The 19,729-nt window shown below is 41.2% G+C and carries 22 protein-coding genes and 1 pseudogene; 11 read left to right on the forward strand and 12 right to left on the reverse strand.

The features are described from left to right. Positions 1 to 5: 5 nt before the first annotated feature. The 4 genes and pseudogenes from aguA to aguB all read right to left on the reverse strand — a co-directional run bounded on the left by aguA (position 6) and on the right by aguB (position 3,405). Positions 6 to 1,094 (reverse strand): annotated as a pseudogene (aguA, locus tag AB1A03_RS01120) (agmatine deiminase). Continuing rightward, entirely contained in the window at positions 1,091 to 2,371 is a 1,281-nt protein-coding gene (locus AB1A03_RS01125; RefSeq protein WP_354622755.1) for an APC family permease, read from the reverse strand. Before AB1A03_RS01125 ends, aguA begins: the two are co-directional and overlap by 4 nt. Then, complete coding sequence (locus tag AB1A03_RS01130) at positions 2,338 to 2,493, reverse strand: hypothetical protein (protein WP_354622756.1); 156 nt, start codon at positions 2,491 to 2,493, stop codon at positions 2,338 to 2,340. The genes AB1A03_RS01125 and AB1A03_RS01130 overlap by 34 nt, the downstream gene beginning before the upstream one ends. 36 nt (positions 2,494 to 2,529) lie before the next feature. After that, positions 2,530 to 3,405, reverse strand: coding sequence for an N-carbamoylputrescine amidase (gene aguB, locus AB1A03_RS01135; RefSeq protein ID WP_354622757.1), 876 nt, complete (start codon positions 3,403 to 3,405; stop codon positions 2,530 to 2,532). Positions 3,406 to 3,526: 121 nt separating this feature from the next. Between aguB and AB1A03_RS01140 the strand changes: the two genes are divergently transcribed. Then, positions 3,527 to 4,417: a LysR family transcriptional regulator gene (locus tag AB1A03_RS01140; protein WP_354622758.1), complete on the forward strand. Its 891-nt coding sequence runs from the start codon at positions 3,527 to 3,529 to the stop codon at positions 4,415 to 4,417. Positions 4,418 to 4,439: 22 nt separating this feature from the next. Here the strand turns inward: AB1A03_RS01140 and AB1A03_RS01145 are convergent, their stop codons facing one another. The 5 genes from AB1A03_RS01145 to AB1A03_RS01165 all read right to left on the reverse strand — a co-directional run bounded on the left by AB1A03_RS01145 (position 4,440) and on the right by AB1A03_RS01165 (position 8,305). Next, complete coding sequence (locus tag AB1A03_RS01145; protein ID WP_354622759.1) at positions 4,440 to 5,177, reverse strand: MFS transporter; 738 nt, start codon at positions 5,175 to 5,177, stop codon at positions 4,440 to 4,442. 28 nt (positions 5,178 to 5,205) lie between these two features. Next, positions 5,206 to 5,895, reverse strand: coding sequence for an MFS transporter (locus tag AB1A03_RS01150; RefSeq protein ID WP_354622760.1), 690 nt, complete (start codon positions 5,893 to 5,895; stop codon positions 5,206 to 5,208). A gap of 204 nt (positions 5,896 to 6,099) precedes the next feature. Next, on the reverse strand, positions 6,100 to 6,465 hold the full coding sequence (locus AB1A03_RS01155; RefSeq protein ID WP_354622761.1) for a hypothetical protein: 366 nt from the start codon (positions 6,463 to 6,465) through the stop codon (positions 6,100 to 6,102). A gap of 221 nt (positions 6,466 to 6,686) precedes the next feature. After that, a complete protein-coding gene (locus AB1A03_RS01160; protein WP_354622762.1) occupies positions 6,687 to 7,340 on the reverse strand; it encodes a methyl-accepting chemotaxis protein in 654 nt (217 codons plus the stop codon). A gap of 26 nt (positions 7,341 to 7,366) precedes the next feature. After that, positions 7,367 to 8,305: an MCP four helix bundle domain-containing protein gene (locus AB1A03_RS01165; RefSeq protein ID WP_354622763.1), complete on the reverse strand. Its 939-nt coding sequence runs from the start codon at positions 8,303 to 8,305 to the stop codon at positions 7,367 to 7,369. Between the two features lie 379 nt (positions 8,306 to 8,684). Here AB1A03_RS01165 and AB1A03_RS01170 point away from each other — a divergent pair, with 379 nt between their 5' ends. Beyond that, on the forward strand, positions 8,685 to 10,463 hold the full coding sequence (locus tag AB1A03_RS01170) for a GGDEF domain-containing protein (RefSeq protein WP_354622764.1): 1,779 nt from the start codon (positions 8,685 to 8,687) through the stop codon (positions 10,461 to 10,463). 21 nt (positions 10,464 to 10,484) lie between these two features. Here the strand turns inward: AB1A03_RS01170 and metJ are convergent, their stop codons facing one another. The 3 genes from metJ to AB1A03_RS01185 form a co-directional block, all read right to left on the reverse strand. Further along, the gene (metJ, locus tag AB1A03_RS01175; RefSeq protein ID WP_354622765.1) at positions 10,485 to 10,757 is read right to left on the reverse strand and encodes a met regulon transcriptional regulator MetJ; all 273 of its coding nucleotides are present in this window, start codon (positions 10,755 to 10,757) and stop codon (positions 10,485 to 10,487) included. 124 nt (positions 10,758 to 10,881) lie between these two features. Then, positions 10,882 to 11,436, reverse strand: coding sequence for a methyltransferase (locus AB1A03_RS01180; RefSeq protein WP_354622766.1), 555 nt, complete (start codon positions 11,434 to 11,436; stop codon positions 10,882 to 10,884). Continuing rightward, a complete protein-coding gene (locus AB1A03_RS01185; RefSeq protein WP_354622767.1) occupies positions 11,331 to 11,948 on the reverse strand; it encodes a hypothetical protein in 618 nt (205 codons plus the stop codon). The genes AB1A03_RS01180 and AB1A03_RS01185 overlap by 106 nt, the downstream gene beginning before the upstream one ends. A 228-nt stretch (positions 11,949 to 12,176) precedes the next feature. Here AB1A03_RS01185 and AB1A03_RS01190 point away from each other — a divergent pair, with 228 nt between their 5' ends. The 9 genes from AB1A03_RS01190 to AB1A03_RS01230 are packed head-to-tail and all read left to right on the forward strand — an operon-like array spanning position 12,177 to position 19,725. Continuing rightward, complete coding sequence (locus AB1A03_RS01190) at positions 12,177 to 12,899, forward strand: beta-ketoacyl synthase chain length factor (protein ID WP_354622768.1); 723 nt, start codon at positions 12,177 to 12,179, stop codon at positions 12,897 to 12,899. Then, positions 12,881 to 13,669 carry a lysophospholipid acyltransferase family protein gene (locus AB1A03_RS01195; RefSeq protein ID WP_354622769.1) on the forward strand — a complete coding sequence of 263 codons (789 nt, stop codon included), beginning with the start codon at positions 12,881 to 12,883 and terminating at the stop codon, positions 13,667 to 13,669. The genes AB1A03_RS01190 and AB1A03_RS01195 overlap by 19 nt, the downstream gene beginning before the upstream one ends. A 20-nt stretch (positions 13,670 to 13,689) precedes the next feature. Continuing rightward, positions 13,690 to 13,947 carry a phosphopantetheine-binding protein gene (locus AB1A03_RS01200; protein ID WP_354622770.1) on the forward strand — a complete coding sequence of 86 codons (258 nt, stop codon included), beginning with the start codon at positions 13,690 to 13,692 and terminating at the stop codon, positions 13,945 to 13,947. Positions 13,948 to 13,949: 2 nt separating this feature from the next. Further along, positions 13,950 to 14,207: an acyl carrier protein gene (locus AB1A03_RS01205; protein ID WP_354622771.1), complete on the forward strand. Its 258-nt coding sequence runs from the start codon at positions 13,950 to 13,952 to the stop codon at positions 14,205 to 14,207. Next, complete coding sequence (locus AB1A03_RS01210) at positions 14,207 to 14,773, forward strand: COG4648 family protein (RefSeq protein WP_354622772.1); 567 nt, start codon at positions 14,207 to 14,209, stop codon at positions 14,771 to 14,773. The genes AB1A03_RS01205 and AB1A03_RS01210 overlap by 1 nt, the downstream gene beginning before the upstream one ends. Then, positions 14,763 to 16,148, forward strand: coding sequence for an AMP-binding protein (locus AB1A03_RS01215; RefSeq protein ID WP_354622773.1), 1,386 nt, complete (start codon positions 14,763 to 14,765; stop codon positions 16,146 to 16,148). The genes AB1A03_RS01210 and AB1A03_RS01215 overlap by 11 nt, the downstream gene beginning before the upstream one ends. Next, positions 16,135 to 16,500, forward strand: a complete 366-nt coding sequence (locus AB1A03_RS01220; protein WP_354622774.1) for an ApeI family dehydratase — start codon at positions 16,135 to 16,137, stop codon at positions 16,498 to 16,500. Before AB1A03_RS01215 ends, AB1A03_RS01220 begins: the two co-directional genes overlap by 14 nt. Further along, complete coding sequence (locus AB1A03_RS01225) at positions 16,497 to 18,194, forward strand: glycosyltransferase family 2 protein (RefSeq protein ID WP_354622775.1); 1,698 nt, start codon at positions 16,497 to 16,499, stop codon at positions 18,192 to 18,194. Before AB1A03_RS01220 ends, AB1A03_RS01225 begins: the two co-directional genes overlap by 4 nt. Continuing rightward, positions 18,184 to 19,725, forward strand: coding sequence for an HAL/PAL/TAL family ammonia-lyase (locus tag AB1A03_RS01230; protein ID WP_354622776.1), 1,542 nt, complete (start codon positions 18,184 to 18,186; stop codon positions 19,723 to 19,725). Before AB1A03_RS01225 ends, AB1A03_RS01230 begins: the two co-directional genes overlap by 11 nt. Positions 19,726 to 19,729: the final 4 nt, after the last annotated feature.

Here is a 19,729-nt window from a genome sequence, read left to right on the forward strand (position 1 = left end):
TTTTTTTATAGCGGTATTTGTTGTGTTATACAGTGGATGTTGCCACCTCCAAGCACAATTTCACGTGCAGCAATCCCTTTTATCTCATAATCAGGAAAGACCCGTTGTAATATGTTAAAAACTTCTTGGTCATGGCGTTCATCTAACAAAGGATAAACAATCTGCCCATTACTAATTAAAAAATTAGCATAAGAAGCCGCTAATCGCTCTCCTTCTTGTCGAGACATCCCATCACTGGCAACGATCCCCTGTGCCTCTTCCTTGGTAATATACAAAGGCCCCGGCATCGGTAGCTTGTGGATAGTTATCTTGCGCCCTTTAGCATCACGCGCCTCACGCAGTGTTTGATAAGCTTGCTGACTAATAGCATACTGTGGATCGAGGGGATCGTCACAGTACGTTAATAACACCTCACCCGGTTTAACAACATGCATTAAATTATCCACATGACCATTGGTTTCATCATTGTACAAACCCTGCTTAAGCCAGATTATTTTCTCCACCCCTAAATGGGCCTGTAACTGACTTTCTATTTGCGCTTTGGACAAATCAGGATTACGGCTTTCATGCAACAAACACTCTTCCGTCGTGAATAAGGTCCCCTCACCATCAACATGAATAGCCCCACCTTCTAATATCATCGGCGCACGATGGCAACTATCATTATTAATTTCGGCCATTTTCTTAGCGACTTTATCATCACTATCCCAAGGGGCATATAATCCATCAACCAACCCACCCCAAGCATTAAATTGCCAATCAATCGCTTTACGTTGCTGCTTATCATTAACCACATAAACCGCACCAATATCACGCAGCCAACAATCATCGTAGGACATTTCAACCACTCGTACACTATCAGGCAACTTGGCTCAAGCTTGATCGTAATGCAACGGGCTCACAATCATCGTCACCGCTGTTTTTTCAGCAATGGTCGTGGCAACATCAATAAATGCTTGCTGTGCCATTTTGCCGTTTTCTCGCCAATTATCTGCTCGATGTGGCCAGCCCATCCAAACACTTTGCTGAGGTTCATACTCACCGGGCATGCGATATCCTCGCAGTGAATGTATTGAATTAAGTGCTATATTCATACACAAGCCTCCTTTGAAGTAGAGATTTTGCCCGCCTTATTTGCCGCTAAACTGCGATATAAGAGCACTTCACCAACCACAATGGTCATTAACACACCACCTAATACAGGCGCACTGTAGGTCCAGTCGATGCTACTGGAAATAATCTCAGGAAAGATAAATAGCACAACGGCCTGTGCGATAATGGCAAAACAGATTAACGTCATCACTAACTGAGTGACAAAGTTGCCTGGCACTTTAAAAGGGCGAATTTGCTGTGCGTCGGTAACTCGTAATTTTAAATATGCTGGGAACATAAATAGGTAAGGTAAAAGAAAGATACAACTAGAGAAGGCAAACATCGACCAGAACAATTCATCATTGCTACTCGCAAAAAAAGCATAAATAACGATCACGGCAGTAGAGACTAAACCAGTGATTACATTGGCTCCAACAGGGGTTGCATATTTTGCCGATAAATAACCAACGCACTCAGGCAACTCTCCTTCTTTGGCAGATTCAGCTGCAGCGCGACTAGAGCCCATCGTCCAGCTGACCATGTTGCCAATAAAGGTAATTAGCGTCATTACACCAAGCATCAATGTGATTGCTTGACCAAAGGCACCGTCACCGAAAAGCACCTTAAAAGTATCCACAATACCTGCTACCAAGCCAATATCTTGCACGGGTAAAGCCGCCAATATACCAAGGGTACCGACAACATATAAAAAAGCAGTCACCGCAATGGCAAGAAAAATCACCTTAGGTACTTGTTTTACATCTTTCATCTCCTTGGTCATTGTTGCAACCAATTCAAATCCCATTAGATTGAAAACTAAAGCAGGCAAAAAGGCACTGCCCGTTTCAAAGGAGGGGAGCATCGCGGAAAATGTAAACTCATTAGCAAAACCATGATTAAAGGCATGTACAAAACCACCAATAGCCAACACAGAAATAATCGCTATTTTTAATATTGCGCAAAGATTAGAAACCCACAGGCCAACATTTACAGAAACATTACAAATCCAAACCGTTAACCACGTTAAGCTGATACAAATGGCTATTTGCATGGCCAGTGACAGATCGGGAAAGAAAAGTTCGGCAAAAGTACCAGCAAATAAAATATAAACAGCAGGCATCCATAAACCGACATTCACCCAATAAAACCACGTCACACGGATTGCCCAATTTTTACCAAAGGCACGTTTTATCCAATCATGAATCCCGCCCTCTCCAGGGTAGGTGGCACTTAACTCGGAAGTGATTAACCCATAGGGGATAACAAATACAACCAGCATAAATGCCCACCAGCCAATGAACTAACCCCTATTGATGCTGAGGCGGTTAATGTATCGAGTACTAAAACAGCACATAAACTAAACAGTGCGAGCGCGCTAACGCCCATTTTTTTATCCGTCATAATTTTATTCCTTTATTTTAATAAGCAGTGTTACGCTTACAGATTCCCATCAAGCGTTAATAGCGTTTTATACTGATCAGGGCGACGATCTCTAAATAGCCCCCAAGCTTGACGTTGAAAAGTGATTTCATCGAGATCAAATTCATGACAAAGCACCCCTTCGCTGACACGGTCAGCCTGCTCAACAATCGCGCCACTTTGATCGCAGATAAAAGAACAACCAAAAAATGTAATGCTCACATCACGCGTTGTCGCACTCTCCATACCAATACGATTGGAAGCAATAATAGGGGTTTGATTAGCGGCGGCATGACCTTGCATCACTCGCGTCCAATGCGGTTGCGAATCCATTGTAGGTTGGCTTGGCTCGCTACCAATTGCCGTTGGATAGAAGAGGATTTCCGCTCCCTGCAAAGCCATGCAACGCGCTGTTTCAGGAAACCATTGGTCCCAACAAATACCAACGCCAATTTTTGCATAGCGTGTATTCCACACTTTAAAACCCGTATCACCAGGGCTAAAATAGTATTTTTCTAGGTAGCCATCACTGTCTGGAATATGTGTCTTACGATAAGTTCCCAATAAAGAACCATCCGCATCAATCATCGCCATGCTGTTAAAGCGCACATTGCCTGATTTTTCAAACCAGCTAAAAGGCAAAACCACTTGCAGTTCTTTGGCTAATTTAGTGAGTAATTGAAAAGCCGGATTTTCTTCTAAGGTGGTCGCTAATGCATGGTATTTTTCATTAATTTCAATGCAAAAATAGGGCGTTTCAAATAACTCTTGTAAAAGAATAATCTGCGCACCTTCACTGGCAGCTTGACGAACTAAACGCTCAGCTTTAACAAGATTTTCCTGCACATCCCATGAACAAGACATTTGTGTTGCAGCAACTTTCACTTTTCTCATTGTGTTTACATCCTCATATTTTTAAATTAACAGTAGATTTTTAATGGTGATACTTTATCCTCGCTTAAGTTATAATGAAAATGCGATATTTTGATTTTAATATGAAGGAAAGTAATAACCTATGGATATAGATATTAATCAACTGCGCTTGTTGGTTCTTTTAGATCATGAAAGAAACCTCTCTCGCACTGCACAGCGGCTTTTTATGAGTCAGTCTGCGGCAAGCCACATTCTTTCTAAATTACGTAATCGTTTTGATGATCCATTATTTATAAAAACCAAGGTAGGAATGGAACCAACCCCCTTTATCGCCAATTTATTACCGGGAATTAAAAAGGGATTAAACACCATTGAAATGGCGCTCGATAAGGCAAAGCCCTTTGAACCGAGCATCGCTGCGAAAACCTTCTATATTGGTGCGATTGATTACTTTGAATTTTATGGCTTACCTAAATTAGCAGCCAAAATAGAAAAAAAAGCGCCGAATGTACGTATCGGCATTGATATCTTGTCGGAAAATTTACAGCTAGAAAGGATTGAAGATGGGCGCATTGATATCTTACTTGCTGTTGATAATTTGCAGGAAATGCCACGTTATTATCATCGCTATCATTGGTTGTCAGACCATTATGTTGGCATAGTGGCAGAGAAAAACAGATTGCCTAGCAGCTTAACACTAAAGCAGTTTTTACGCACCTCACAGGTTCATCTACCGCTAATCAACAGTGGGGCAGATCTCATTGATCGCTGGCTACATAGCCAACATCAGTCCCGCCACATATCTATGATAGTGCAAAGTTATGCGGTTGGTGGCATGGTTATCGCCAAAAGTAATTATTTAATGTGCGTCCCTTATAATATAGCCAAACAGCTCGTGGAGATGCTGCCGTTAAGGATGGTTAATCTGCCAGCTGGCATCCCCGAATTATCTTTAAGCATGTTTACCCATCAACTTTATGATAGCCAAGATAGCGTACAATGGCTGATCAAGCAGATTCAATCCTGTACCTAAGAATGGCAATCAGTCATATCGCTCACCATTTTTGATCAAGGTCGTCTAGCTGTATTCTCGGCGCTCGAGCGGCATTAATCGCACAACAGAAAGCGAGTACTGCGGCGAGTAAAAATGCAGTTTGAAACGCATCAATAATATGCGTTTGCGGGCTAGCCAACAAAAACTTAATGTTGGCATTGCGGTCAAAGTTAGGAATTAATGCATAGATAAGAGCACCAAATAATGCCGTCCCCATCGATGCCCCCAATGAACGCGACAATGATGCCATTGCAGTAATACGTCCGAGATTCTCTTTACCGCCAACGGTTTGAATAAGCAGTTGTGTAGACGGCATGACAGTGCCTAATCCCAGACCGCAGCAAAGCCCTAATCCAGAGATGATGGTTGGCTGTGGAGGTAGCAAACCTAATAATAAAAACGCCACCGTGGTGATACTCATCCCCACCACAGGTATCCATTTCGGAACGCCCGTCTTAGCGATTATCTTACCGGTAATATACGATCCTGTTATTAACCCCGTGGTTAGTGGCAATAATAATAAACCTGAAGTCGATGCATTAGCACCAAAACCAAGCTGTAAATAGATTGGCAAAAAAAAGATTAATGCAAACAAACACGCAGCAAACAAAAACGTTGACGTTAACGGAATATAAACCTCCTTTTTAATCAATAAATGCAGCGGTAGAAATGAGTGCGCAGTTTTTTGTTGTTGCATCAACATCACTATCGCCAACAGGATAGCCATACCAATGTACATCGCACTCTCTAAGGAAAACCATGGGAATCTATACCCCCCCCGAAGTTAACCAAAAAATAAAGGTCGTCATAATGATGGGGAACAGGATTAACCCAACCCAATCTACTGACCGTTTAACTAATGAGGACGGGCTGGCCGCCAAAGCCAGTAAGCGATAGCCAGCAAAGATCGCCAGCGGGATATTGATCCAAAATAACCACTTCCATGAAAAGTACGTCACAACAACCCCTCCGATCACAGGCCCACCGATACTGGCAACGGCGAATAGAGAGGCAAAATAGCCTTGAAAGCGAGCACGTTGTCGAGGTGGTATCAGCTCACCAATCAATGCCTGCGATAAACTCATCAACCCCCCGCCACCTAAACCTTGTATCACTCGCCCAATAATCAACATCGGCATGGAATGCGCCAACGCAGAGGTCAACGAGCCAATAGAAAAGATCACTAACGCCACAATCAACATATTACGGCGATTATAACGGTCTCCCAACCACCCATAAATGGGAACGGACGCCGCCGTCGCAAGCAGATAACCAATCATGATCCAAGAGGCGGATTGGATCCCACCCAACTCCTTAGCAATGGCAGGTGTCGCCGTGGAAAGTAAGGTTTGGTCTATCGCTGCTAATAACATCGGTAAAAAGACAATTGAAAAAATACCCAAAAAGTGACTTTTTGAGACCATTTTTGAAGATGTTTGTGAAGAAGCGTTATTCATAAAAAGCAGCCACAAAGAGAACAGAGCCATATCATAAGTCTATTTGCAGTGATCTTCATATTATTATTACGAAACGGGCAAATTTAAGCCGTTATGATTAAATAAAGATGGATACTCTCTACACACAGTAGCAAATGGCGGGCTAAAGCCCGCACCCCATTTAATAATAGCCACAATGTGTCATGCATAGCGCTAATGTCGGGACTAAACTCTTACATAGGTGCGGTTCTGGTAACGCTTCAATAGGATATAAAAACTATGTGCAACGAGAGCGAAACCGCCCCCAATCGCCCAAGGCGTGATATAAAATGCAAATAAAAAAAGTGAACAAGCTAAAAGTATAAAGGGTTTAAATTCATAAATTGCTTCAGGTAGAAGCGTCCCGCGTCGATAAAAATTTGCTTTTGCAGGATGCCTATAATGAAATCGCATCATCCACACTAAAGCCCCTAATCCATAAAGAGCTATACCCGAGAAAAGCCCCAGTATGCTATCGATAGAGATGGCACTCACACCACCTATACTCAAATAGGCATAAGGAATAAGTTCATAAACTGGCTTCGACAACATTATTTCCCCTCCCGATTAGTTAAAAAACGCTTCAACTGAGAAATGAGTGATACCTCAAGTCATCGTATTGATAACAGTTATTATTTAATCTTTAATCAGTATAGGAAGAGTCACAGAGAATTAGCAAATATTAACTAAAAATATTTTCCTGAGAGGCTTAGCCAATACTGTACGGGCTTAGCCTCAGACACTAACTAGTATGTAAAATCAGATAGTTAACCTTACACCGTGCTAAATATCCTTAACTGCGCATTAATTTGTTCAACACGCGAGACCATTTCACCGCTGTAGTTCAATCCATCTGTAGACATTTTCGCCGATAAGCCAGCTAATTGTTCGGTATTATTAATATTTTTCTTTACTCCACTGACCACTTCCATTTGAAATTGGGACCGTTCACTAATCGTATTCGTTTGCACGGCAATTTTATCGAAAATATGGGTGATCTGTAACAGTAGTTGACTTGCTGCTTCCGCTTTTAAAACTGCGTTATCACTCGCTTTTTCTCCCTCACACATCAACTGATAACAGATTTTTGTATTTTTTTGAATACTGGCAATGATAGCTTGAATATCTTTAATGGAATGGGTCGTTTTAGTGGCTAACTGGCGCACTTCATCAGCAACAACGGCAAAGCCTCGCCCATGCTCTCCAGCCCTAGCGGCTTCAATCGCTGCATTTAAGGCCAACAAGTTAGTTTGCTCAGCAATAGATTGAATCACCTCGGTGACTTTGCCAATTTGCTTACTGCTAGTAAGTAAATGTGTCATATTGTCACTATTATCCTTCACCAATAGTGCCACATCCATAATAGCGGCGACCGTCTCTTTGACCGTTTGATTACAATCATGCGCCTTACCATTGGCATCGATCACAGCACCATTAGTAACCTGTAAGTCATCTAATGAAGCAAACTTGCTTCATTCAAACTATCGACACTGCTAATTGTCGATTGCAACTCTACCTGCTGGGCAAGTAACTGCGCTTCATTGCTACGATTAATAGCAACCAATTGCTGTGATTCCGTCGCTAAATGGGCGGAGTTTTCTTGTATACTTTCGATAATAACGGCAAAGGAGCGGATCATACGATCAAAACGCCTACCGATATCCCCAAATTCGTCTCCTTGCGGCATATCTAGCTGCAGTGATAAATTGTTACTCGATTCAATCTGCGTAATAATATTGAGCATCTTATCGAGGCGACGATTCACACCCCAAACGAGCCACCAGCCCAACATTAGAGCAACAAGAGCAACACTAATAGCAATAATACCAAGCCACTGTTTAATAGTGGCACTATATTGCTGAGCCTCTTGCAGTGTCTCATCTGCTATGATTTTCTGCTGCTTAATCAACGCTTTTAAGAGTGTTGTGATTGGCTCAATACCACTATAAAGCTCAAGATCGACAAAATCACTCATTGCATAACTCGATTGTGCTTCAATAAAACCTTGCAACTTGAGAATCGTATTTTGTGCCGATTCAAAAGCGCCCTGATTGCCTTCTATCAATATTTTTTCTTGCTCTGATAATTCACTACTTAAATATTGTTGCCAACTTATTTGCAATGTTTTTTGGGCACTTTTTATTTGCTCATCAGCTTCGCTCCAGAGCAACATTTGTGCACGCGTCTTATGCGCCAAATCGACAATATTGGTCGAGTAAAGCGTCACTATTTCGTTTAATTGAATAATAGGCAGTAAGCGTTTAGATATCACATCCTCTGTATTTTTAATCAATACATTAGAAGAGTGAAACATAATCGTGATAAAAAAAATCGTAATGAAAATGGGAATACAAGTTAGTAGGATTAATTTATGTTTAACTTTTAACTTCATTATTTTATTCACCTTAATCAAAAATGTACTTTAATAACCAACTGAATTATTTAAAGTAATTGTTTTTTATTAAGAAAAGATAAATAAATAATTAAATTTTCACGGAAATGAATAAATTCTTATACGAAAAGAATTAAGGGAATAACCCATAAAATGACATTAATCAAACCATGTTCAAATAGAGAAGCAAATTGATTGCGATACCAGCAATTGTCATAAAAACGTCACAAACAAACCTTATCTTAAACGCTTTACAGGGATATCACTTATCGATTTAACACTTTATTTACAATACCTTATAACCTTTAAAGGTTAGCTAAAGAGAGCCAAATAAAATGAGTAAAAATCTCGAATCTAACCTATTTAATGAAGACTAAATATGCAAAATTTAACGACGATTTCACTGGACTCTATCATTCAAAATAAAAATCTTAGCGTTGTTTTTCAACCCATTATTGAAAATGCGGAACGTAGTATTTTTGGATATGAGGCCTTAATACGGGGGCCGTTAGGAGGTACATTGCATTCACCAGTGGCGCTATTTGCAGAGGCCAAACAACAAGGCAGATTAGTCGAATTGGAGTTTTTATGTCGCGAGTTATCAATTCTGCAATTCAAAAAACTTGACCTCCCCGGGAAGCTATTTCTTAATGCGAGCCCAGAAACGCTCTTCCAACCTAACTTCAAATCAGGCCAAACATTAAAATTACTGGAAAAAATAGGCTTCCCGCCTTCCCGTGTCGTCATTGAATTAACTGAACACAGTCCCTTAGAGAATTATGAACTAGTTCGAGATGCATTAAAGCATTATAAGGAGATGGGCTTTGAAATTGCCATGGATGATTTAGGCTCGGGTTACTCTGGACTTCGTATGTGGTATGAGTTGCGCCCCGATTTTGTTAAAATTGATCGCCACTTTATGTGTGATATTGATAACGATAAAGTAAAACAGCAATTTGTACGCTCGATAAAAAATATTGCTCAAGAGCTAGATTGTAAGGTGATTGCCGAGGGTATTGAAACAGTCGATGAATTTCAATTTATAGAAAAAATTGGCTTACCATTTTGCCAAGGTTATTATTTTAGTCACCCAGAGCCGCTCCCCATCCAAAAGGTAGAGAACCATTTTTTCAGTGATAGGCGAGTCACCAAAAGAAGTAAAAACAGGCTTATTTCATCAAAAAAAGTCGGTGATTTATTGCAATATATCGATGCAATTAACGTTTCAACAAGTGTAGAAACGTGTGCGGATTTGTTTAAGCAAGCACCAGACTTAGATAGCATTCCAGTGCTTGATAATAATATACCGATTGGCTTAATTCGCCGTAACAGCCTAACAAATTTATTTTTTTCAAAATACGGGCGAGAATTATCAGGCAAAAACAAAATAACATCGCTCGTTGATCGGCATGTTCTGATATTAGAGAATAATTTACCGATTGAACAAGCCAGTATGTTAATTAGCGATCAAGTTAGAAGTAAAAAAGCACTGGAATTTATTATTGTAAGTAATGGAGAATACCAAGGCGTTGGCTCCATTATTGACCTTCTTAAGGAGATCACTAATCTACAAATCGATAATGCGCGCTATGCCAATCCACTCACTTTGTTACCTGGTAATGTCCCCATCAGTAAAAGATTAGATCTACGGATTAAAGAGCAAATACCCGTTGCGGTCTGTTACATCGATCTAGACCATTTCAAGCCATACAATGACTATTATGGTTATGAAAAAGGTGACCAAATAATCCTTGGCGTTGCAGATATTTTAAGAGAGGTTATTACTGATCGTGATGACTTTATTGGCCACATTGGTGGAGATGATTTTATTTTAATTCTATCCTCTGATTCTTGGCAAAAAAAATGCCAGAAAATACTCAACAAGTTCGCTAACTGGGTTCGCGATCGCTACCAACCAGAAGATCTACTAAAGGGCGGAATATTAGGTGAAGATCGCGAAGGTAATAAACAATTCCACCCGCTTTTGAGTTTATCCATAGGTTGCGTAAGTTTACCACCGCCCATTTGTAAAACGCATCACGATGTTGCCGTATTAACCACATACGCGAAATCAATGGCTAAAAAAATGAAAGGTAATTCTCTATTTGTCTACAACGACATAGCAACAGACAATCAACGACGAGATAAAGCGAGCTAGTTTTTTAAATATGGAACATTATTATTCAGTTGTTACTTTATCTGCATCTTGATTTTTATCTAGGTCTTCATCTTTCGGCAAAGGCTGCCCCGTATAGGCATGCAAAAATGCTTCACAAAGCAATTCGCTATTGGTTGCATGGCGCAGGTTGTTTACTTGACGACGCGTTCGCTCATCGGTCAGTATTTTCAAAACTTTGGTGGGAATTGAGACGGTTACCTTTTTAACTTGCTCACTTTTTTTACCGTGTTCAGCATAAGGGCTGATGTATTCACCGTTCCATTTTGTAGACATGTTTAAGACCCCATAGTTTTTATGGGGCATTTTAACGTGTGTTGTGATTTTTGGCAATCCGCACATCAAGATGGCTAGATGTCCGCCATGTGGTTCAACAGCAGAGAATGAGAAATTTTCCCCATTAATTTACCTGTAACTCAAGCAGGGTATGCCCCAAACCGATATCATCACTACGTTTCACCACAACAAATCCTGCGGCCTCAACTATCTCCAAGAAATCTTCACTGCGATAAAAGCGACTATTCCCATTAGCAAGACAGGTAAAATATAATGACGTTGCATTTAAGCTTAATGTTGCCGCTTCATATTTCTGAGCATCACAGAACAGCTCTAAAATATACAATTTAGCCTGTTTACTCATGGCATTACGTACTCGTTGTAAAATACTAAGTATCTCCATAGGAGAAAAACAATCTAGAAATTGACTCATCCACCAAATATCAGCGCCCGTTGGTAAAGCGAGGTGTTTATCGAGCATATTCATGGGGTAACCTTTTATGCGATCTGCAAAACCTTGTGCTTTTACGTTTTTCATCGCCATTTCAATCTGCTGTGGCAAATCAATAATCGTCATTTCGACATCACTATCATAATTAACGCATTGTAAAGACCATCTCCCGGTGTTGCCGCCAATATCAAAGATACGCTTAGGTTTATCTTTAAATATGGTTTGCAAAAGAATAGGGAAAGCTCTATCTGAGTAGAAATGGTCGAATTCAAACCAGCTTTTTTCGCTTTCCCAGGCAAAATGGATAAACCTTCATAAATGTTTGCCCAATTACCCAGCTCCTTTAAACCCGCAGGAACGCCCTTTTGTATCGATTCGGTTAAATGCATCATCGCGGCATAACAAACATCCGCCGTGAAATCTAAGTTAATACGCGTCATTTTGTCGTGTAATAGGAAATACCCTAGGTTAGCAATAACGTAATTGGGTTTCTCCCATGTAACGATATGGGCACTTAATGCCATTTCTAATAACACTTTTACGCCATATTCAGAAACATTCGTTTGCCGACTTATTTCTGTCGCACTTAACCCTTGTGACTGAGCGTTATCTAATACCGTTAAAATGCCGAGATCTCGTAACGTGCGAGCAGCATGAAAAACAATTGGGGAAAAGGCCAATTTTTGTGCTTCATTTTTTGCTTGTAATGCCGTTAATGGATCCTTAGAAAAATCAATCATGACGCCCCTATTATTTAATCTATTAATTTGTCTGTTATTTCGTTAATGAATCGTAATTCAACTGCTACGAGTAGGGTTATTGTATGTTTTTATTGGCAAAGTAACAGTATCAGCAGCAATTAATCTTTTTTTGATCATATCGCGAGTAGCAATGCATGATTGATGGTAGATTTACTACCTTGCTATGCTACAGCTTGTAACTCGTCATTAAAACAAAGAATAAGATTTATGGATGATATCGAATTTAATATAAAAGCTTGGCTCGCATTAGCTCCAGGAGTAAATAACAGGAAAGATTGGCAAACATGGCTAGATAAAAACAAACGCTGGCCAACGACAACCGAGAGCGTTGCAGATAATTTAATTCCGCCGATGATGCGTCGACGCATGAGTCGTTTAAGTAAAATAGCGGTACAAACTGCCCTACAACTCTCTCAAGAAGCGCAGATCGACTATATTGTTTTCTCTAGCCGCCATGCAGAACTCTCTCGGACAGTCGCTTTACTTGAAGATATCATTAAAGGCGAAGATGCTTCACCGATGGCTTTTTCGCAATCGGTACATAATACCGCGGCGGGTTTATTCACCATCGCTAGCCATTGCACCGCGCCTGTGACATCAATAACCGCGTCAGATAATAGCCTCACAAGTGCCATTATTGAGGCCTACTGTTACCTTGCGGAAAACCCACAACATACGGTCTTACTCGTTGATTTTGATGAAATGTTACCCGCGTTATATCAACAATATGAGACTCAGCAATACCCAAGCTATGCGTTCGCCATGTTGTTACAATCTGGGCGGGACGTTTCGATCAGTTATCAACAAAATCAACAAAATCAGCGAGAAGAATACCCACAGGCGTTTAATGTCATAGATTTTCTTTTAACAATGCGCAACATGGAAATTAAAAGTAATCATAAAAAATGGATTTGGACGAAACAATTGTGACACTCTACCAACGTATTAATAAATTATGGCGTATTTTCGCGACGGCTTTCTGTTTTAGCTTATTTGGTTTGGGCGGACTGACGCTTACCTTTATTATCTTTCCTCTATTAACCTTTTCCATCAAAGAAGTCAGTCAACGAGAGTTACAAGTACAAAAAATAATTCAGCGCGCATTTTCGCTTTTCTGTGACACCATGCGCTTTCTCGGTGCGCTTGATTACCGTATTGAAGGTGCTGAAAAGTTACAATTAGATAAAAATTGTTTGCTTATAGCGAATCACCCTAGCTTAATTGATTACGTACTGATCGCCTCCCGCCTAAAGCAATGCGACTGTTTAGTGAAAGCTGCAATTTGGCATAACCCCTTTATGAAAGGCGTAGTTAAATCAGCGGGATATATTCCCAACAACGGCGCACAAGAGTTAATCGAACATTGCGCTAAACGCTTAAATGATGGCAATGTGCTTTTAATTTTTCCTGAAGGAACACGCACCACGCCCGGTAAACATTCGGTTTTACAACGAGGGGCTGCACAAATTGCTATCAAAACAGCGACAGATATACGGATGATACATATTCATGTATCCCCCCCTTTTTTAACCAAAGAGACAAAATGGTATCAAGTTCCTGACATAAAGCCCTTTTTCCACGTGCAAGTAAAAGATAAACTAAGCATACAGCCTTTTATTGATAGTCACCTTCCTCCTTCGGTAGCGGTCAGAAATTTAAATAGGCACCTTAGCGATCTTTTTCCACCCGATCACACTTAAAAATCAGTAAGTAGGACTTAATGAACGAATTACATACGGAAATAAAACAACTCATCATTGATGCGCTATTTCTCGAAGATATCAGCGTGGCAGATATTGAAACCGATGCTGAGCTATTTGGCGGCGGCCTCGGCTTAGACTCAATTGATGCGCTTGAATTAGGGTTAGCCATTAAAAAGCGTTACAACGTCATCATTGATGCTGATGATCCTAACGTCCGCAACCATTTTGCATCGGTCGGTAATTTATCTAAATATATTTTTGAAAGTAAGGAATAACCATGCCTGAATTAAATCGTGAAGATATTTTTCAACAAATTCAAGGCGCACTGATTGAGCTTTTTGAAGTTGACGAAGCAGATATTCATCTTGAAACCAACCTTTATAGCGAGTTAGATCTCGATAGTTTAGATGCCGTTGATTTAGTCGTACATTTACAAAAACTAACGGGTAAAAAAATCAAACCGGAAGAGTTTAAAATGGTGCGTACCGTTGCAGATATCGTTGATGCAGTTGAAAATCTCTTAAAGAGCGCATAATGAAACTACTGACACTACTGTCAGTGCTGGTTTTATTGGCTTATCCCCTTGCTGTCTATTATGGTTTAAGCCACTGGGGGATCGGCGCCATTAGCGCCTTATTAGTCATGATGTTTGTTTTACGCATCATCGGGGGAAATCAAACCCGCCTGCGAGAGCTTAAATATATTACTTGGCTAAGTGGTTGTGCTGGCATTGCGCTATCTCTGCTCGCTTACCTCTTTAAAAATAGCAGTTGGTTTACCTATTATCCGATTATTGTCAATTTATTGATGCTGACTGTATTTATGGCAAGCCTATGGCAAAAAGAGACGCTTTGTGAACGTTTTGCGCGATTACAAGAACCACAATTACCTGACTATGCGATTTTATATACACGCCAAGTCACTAAAGTATGGTGCGTTTTTTTTATTATTAACGCGACCATCTCCCTCACCACTGGTTTTATGAGTATGGAGATTTGGACTTTATATAATGGCCTGATCAGTTATTTATTAGCGGGTACTCTATTTGCGTGTGAATATGTGATGCGCTTATATGTAAAAAGAAAGAATAATGAATTTTAGTCCTCTAGATAAGTTATTAATTGCCGATCGCAAGTTCAATCAACGGGTCGCTTTTTCTAATCAAAGCAATAAAAATTGGCATCACTTTATTACTGATATAGCGGATTTATCCGCTCACTTGCGCCAACAAACTGCGCTGAGATGGGCTATTTGTTGCCAAGATAGTTATCTATTTTCAGTTGCTTTTTTTGCTGCTGCCTACGCTGACAAACAATTAATATTACCAGGTAACCATCAACCCGAGATGCTTGCCCTATTAGCGCAACAATTTGATGGGTTACTAACGGATGAGGATTTACTAACAACAATAAAAAGTAAGCACTGTTTATTGCCTTTTGCGGCCGATAAAAAAGCAGAGCCGATTAAACAAATATTGGATATCAATAACGTCTCCCTGCTTTTATATACCTCTGGCTCAAACGGTTTCCCGAAGGCGATTCATAAGACGCTGGCCTTATTAGATACTGAAATTCACTCCTTACAAGAGGTTTGGGGGAAATTATTAACAGAAACAGAGATTGTCAGTAGCGTATCGCATCAACATATTTATGGTTTGCTATTTCGCATACTATGGCCTCTTTGTGCAGGTCGGGCGATAAATAGTGTCGATCTCATTTATCCTGAGCAGGTAATAAAGGCAGCGAAGACAAATCGCACCCTCATTGCGAGCCCTGCGTTGCTCAAACGGCTAAGCGATACCTGTGAAGGTGCTGGCTATCGCGCTATTTTCTCCTCTGGAGGCGCGCTTAATTACGAAACCGCCCGACATAATGAAGCCTGTTTAAAACAGTTGCCGATCGAAGTCTTTGGCAGCACCGAAACCGGTGGTATTGCCTATCGCCAACAGCAATCCGCGCAAACACCTTGGACTTTATTTTCCCCCTTACGCGCCCAATGTAATGAGCAAGGCTGTTTACTGATCAAATCGCCTTGGATAGATAATGCCGAATTTTACCAAACAAGCGACCAATGTGAATTACTCAACGAACGGCAATTTTTACTAAAAGGCCGCATCGACCGAATCGTTAAAATTGAAGAAAAACGGATCGCTTTAACGGAAGTAGAACTGCGTATTAATGAGCTACCTTGGATTGCCGAAAGCGCCGTTATTCTACTAAATTCACAGACGAGGTTATGTTTAGGCGCGGTCATCAAACTGACTGAGCAAGGTGTGCAAGCCCTGAAAAAGCAGGGTAAAGGACAATTTTGCCTATTACTTCGCCAACAACTACGGCTCTGGATTGAACCCATTGCTATTCCTCGATATTTTCGTATAGTGGATGAAATCCCGGTTAACAGACAGGGCAAACAGTTACATAATGAGTTGTCTGCATTATTTAATGATCACAGTAGAGAAACAGATGCCACTCAATAAAGCGCCCATCGTTGCACAAAAAATAGCAGATAATGAGCTGCAACTACTGCTATTTATGGAACCGTCATTAGCCTATTTTCAAGGGCATTTCCCTGACTTCCCGATTCTGCCGGGCGTGGCGCAAATTGACTGGGCGATTTATTATGGACAAACTTTATTAAATTGCCCCAACAAATTTGCCGGGATGGAAGTCATTAAATTTCAAGAGGCTATCTTACCAAATCAGACGGTATCATTGACTCTAAAGTGGCAGAGTGACAAGGGAATGCTCTATTTTAGTTTTAACAGTCACGGTGTTCAGCCAGTAAAAACACACTCATCGGGACGTATTAAATTGGTCAACGCGGCATGAACCATTTCGCCCCCTGTTTCATCATTCCCTGTTATAACCATGGACGAATGTTACCTGCTGTCGTCGCAACACTCTGTGAACGCTATAACCACCCTATTATTATTATTGATGACGGGAGTGATATACAGACCAAAAATGCACTATTGCCTTTGCTAGCCAATCATACCGTCATAACCCTCGCCACTAATCAAGGGAAAGGGGCCGCTGTCATTGCCGGCATTAAGCGGGCAGCACAACTTGGTTACAGCCATGCCATTCAAATTGATGCTGATGGCCAACATGATCTGGACGCTTTATCTGCACTATTAAGCGAAGCCGAAAAACACCCACAAGCGTTAATATCTGGGTGTCCCGTTTATGACCAATCCATTCCCAAAGCTCGCCTATATGGTCGTTACATTACCCATTTCTGGGTTTGGGTAGAAACCTTATCCTTTTCCATTAAAGACAGCATGTGTGGTTTCCGCGCTTACCCAATAGCCGCAACCATCGCACTCATTAATCACTGTCAATTGGGATTGCGCATGGACTTTGATACGGAGATCATGGTCAGACTATATTGGGCTGATTGCGATGTCCGTTTTATCAATACCAAGGTTATTTACCCTGAAGATGGTATTTCTCATTTTCATGCTTTTAAAGATAATGTGCAGATCAGTAAAATGCACAGCAAGTTGTTTTTTGCCATGTTAACGCGTATTCCTAAACTGTTAACACGCCATAAACGCCTCAACCAACAACGGCAGCAACACTGGTCGAAACAAAGTGAACGCGGCACTTATTATGGTATCAAACTGCTATTAGCGGCTTACTCCCTATTTGGTCGAAATGTTTTTAAAATGTTTTTAGCCCCCGTACTTTTTTATTATTCATTGACTGCCAAGGAAACTAAACACGCGTCATCGGCATTCTTGCAGCAAATAAAAATTGTCGCTAAGAAATCGCAACTCAACGTGCCGCAACATTTAACCTTTTATCGCCATATCAACTCCTTTGCCCTGACGATATTGGACAAACTCGCTGCGTGGAAGGGGGACTTTTGTCTCGATAACTTAACCATACACGGCAAGCAGCAGATCGACGCCATTATCGCATCGGGAAAAGGGGCTGTTATTTTAGGTTCGCATTTAGGTAATTTAGAGTTATGTCGAGCATTAAGTCAGCACCACCAGCAACTTAAAATCAATGCGCTCGTTTTTACCGCCAATGCCACACGCTTTAATACGGTGATGAAAGCCGTTAACCCTAAATCCGAGCTAAATATCATCCAAGTGGATAAACTAGGTCCAGAGACGGCCATTTTACTCGCACAAAAAATTGAAGCGGGCGAATGGGTGGTGATTGTCGGAGACCGAACATCAACTCGTGTTGAACATCGTGCTGTCTGGGCCGATTTTTTAGATAAACCCGCGCCCTTTCCACAGGGGCCCTTTATCTTAGCCGCGCTATTGAAAGCGCCCGTTTATCTCCTGTTTGCATTACGCAATGAAAGTAAAAAAGAGGCGCATTTTGACCTCTATTTTGAACATTTTAGCGACGCCATTGACCTCCCTAGAGGTAAACGAGAACAAGCCTTACAAAATGTGGTACAACGCTATGCCACACGATTACAATTTTATGCCATGAAAGCTCCGCTGCAATGGTACAACTTTTTTGATTTTTGGCACTTAAGTGGAAAGAGAGATGACAAATAAACAGCAAAGCATCACCTTTGGTGAAGGCCGTTTACGTATTGAAGATATTGTAGCTATCGCCAATGGTGCGGGTGCGGCAATGAGTAACAGCAGTGAATTCAATAGTAAGATAGACAAAGGTGTGGCATTTCTTGAATCATTATTGCGAGAAGAGGGGGTTATTTATGGTGTCACAACAGGTTATGGTGACTCCTGTACCATTGCCATTCCACCTGAGTTGGTTGATCAATTACCCCTACATCTGACCCGATTTCATGGTTGTGGTTTAGGTAATAATCTCACGGAGCAACAATCAAAAGCGGTACTAGCAACGCGCTTATGTTCCTTATCACAGGCTATGTCAGGGGTAACTCATGACCTACTTAAACAGATTGTTACCCTAATCAATCACGATATTTCTCCGCGTATCCCTGAAGAGGGTTCGGTGGGGGCAAGTGGCGATTTAACACCACTTTCATACTTAGCCGCAGTATTAATCGGTGAGCGTGACGTTATTTACCAAGGACAAATTCGCGCAACGGCAGAGGTCTTTGCGGAATTGGGCATAACACCGATCAAGCTAAAACCCAAAGAAGGATTAGCGTTAATGAACGGCACGGCGGTGATGACAGCATTAGCTTGTTTAGCCTTTAAGCGTGCAGAATACCTCGCTCAATTAGCGACCAAAATAACCGCCATGGTTTCCGTTGCCCTACACGGCAATGACTTTCATTTTGATGCGGCACTGTTCGCCGTCAAACCACATCCTGGTCAGCAACAGATAGCGGCTTGGTTGCGCGCGGATTTACAAGCAGAGCGCCCACCTCGCAATAGTGACCGTTTACAGGATCGTTACTCATTACGCTGCGCGCCTCATGTGATCGGTGTTTTACAGGATAGCTTACCTTTCTTTCGCAGCATGATTGAAAATGAATTAAACAGTGCCAATGACAACCCCATTATTGATGGTGACAATCAACGCGTATTACACGGTGGGCATTTTTACGGTGGCCATATCGCGATGGCAATGGATAGCTTAAAAACCGTTGTCGCAAACATTGCCGACCTGCTAGATAGGCAAATGGCTCAATTGATGGATTATAAATTTAATAATGGCCTACCATATAACCTAACCGGCGCAGAAGGGCCTCGAAAAGCAATTAATCATGGTTTTAAAGCAGTACAAATCGGCGTTTCCGCTTGGACCGCTGAAGCATTAAAACTGACTATGCCCGCGAGCGTTTTTTCACGTTCAACGGAATGCCATAATCAAGATAAAGTCAGCATGGGGACCATTGCTGCGCGCGATTGTTTACGCGTATTACAGCTTAGCGAACAAGTTACCGCAGCCTCATTGTTAGCCGCCACACAGGCGTTGGTATTACGCAAACGGCATAATGAATTAGATGAAAACCACTTTAGTGAAGGTTTACAAAGCATGATGAATGCGGTGTTATCTGAGTTTGTTCCCGTCGATGAAGATCGCCCGTTAGAGGCTGATTTGCGTAAATTTATGGCGCTGATTGAGGCACAACATTGGCAGCTTTACTAATGGA

It is taken from the genome of Psychromonas sp. MME2, from assembly GCF_040566515.1.
Classification (GTDB): domain Bacteria; phylum Pseudomonadota; class Gammaproteobacteria; order Enterobacterales; family Psychromonadaceae; genus Psychromonas.

Excerpts from the sequence above, each read along its gene's own strand:
- AB1A03_RS01215 (WP_354622773.1), top strand. The coding sequence starts at position 14,763 with ATGAATTTTAGTCCTCTAGATAAGTTATTAATTGCCGATCGCAAGTTC.
- AB1A03_RS01225 (WP_354622775.1), top strand. The coding sequence starts at position 16,497 with ATGAACCATTTCGCCCCCTGTTTCATCATTCCCTGTTATAACCATGGA.
- AB1A03_RS01155 (WP_354622761.1), bottom strand. The coding sequence starts at position 6,465 with ATGTTGTCGAAGCCAGTTTATGAACTTATTCCTTATGCCTATTTGAGT.
- AB1A03_RS01170 (WP_354622764.1), top strand. The coding sequence starts at position 8,685 with ATGCAAAATTTAACGACGATTTCACTGGACTCTATCATTCAAAATAAA.
- AB1A03_RS01210 (WP_354622772.1), top strand. The coding sequence starts at position 14,207 with ATGAAACTACTGACACTACTGTCAGTGCTGGTTTTATTGGCTTATCCC.
- AB1A03_RS01190 (WP_354622768.1), top strand. The coding sequence starts at position 12,177 with ATGGATGATATCGAATTTAATATAAAAGCTTGGCTCGCATTAGCTCCA.
- AB1A03_RS01220 (WP_354622774.1), top strand. The coding sequence starts at position 16,135 with ATGCCACTCAATAAAGCGCCCATCGTTGCACAAAAAATAGCAGATAAT.
- metJ (WP_354622765.1), bottom strand. The coding sequence starts at position 10,757 with ATGTCTACAAAATGGAACGGTGAATACATCAGCCCTTATGCTGAACAC.
- AB1A03_RS01150 (WP_354622760.1), bottom strand. The coding sequence starts at position 5,895 with ATGAATAACGCTTCTTCACAAACATCTTCAAAAATGGTCTCAAAAAGT.
- AB1A03_RS01200 (WP_354622770.1), top strand. The coding sequence starts at position 13,690 with ATGAACGAATTACATACGGAAATAAAACAACTCATCATTGATGCGCTA.
- AB1A03_RS01205 (WP_354622771.1), top strand. The coding sequence starts at position 13,950 with ATGCCTGAATTAAATCGTGAAGATATTTTTCAACAAATTCAAGGCGCA.
- AB1A03_RS01140 (WP_354622758.1), top strand. The coding sequence starts at position 3,527 with ATGGATATAGATATTAATCAACTGCGCTTGTTGGTTCTTTTAGATCAT.
- AB1A03_RS01185 (WP_354622767.1), bottom strand. The coding sequence starts at position 11,948 with ATGATTGATTTTTCTAAGGATCCATTAACGGCATTACAAGCAAAAAAT.
- AB1A03_RS01230 (WP_354622776.1), top strand. The coding sequence starts at position 18,184 with ATGACAAATAAACAGCAAAGCATCACCTTTGGTGAAGGCCGTTTACGT.
- AB1A03_RS01145 (WP_354622759.1), bottom strand. The coding sequence starts at position 5,177 with ATGTACATTGGTATGGCTATCCTGTTGGCGATAGTGATGTTGATGCAA.
- AB1A03_RS01130 (WP_354622756.1), bottom strand. The coding sequence starts at position 2,493 with ATGACGGATAAAAAAATGGGCGTTAGCGCGCTCGCACTGTTTAGTTTA.
- AB1A03_RS01125 (WP_354622755.1), bottom strand. The coding sequence starts at position 2,371 with ATGCTGGTTGTATTTGTTATCCCCTATGGGTTAATCACTTCCGAGTTA.
- aguB (WP_354622757.1), bottom strand. The coding sequence starts at position 3,405 with ATGAGAAAAGTGAAAGTTGCTGCAACACAAATGTCTTGTTCATGGGAT.
- AB1A03_RS01165 (WP_354622763.1), bottom strand. The coding sequence starts at position 8,305 with ATGAAGTTAAAAGTTAAACATAAATTAATCCTACTAACTTGTATTCCC.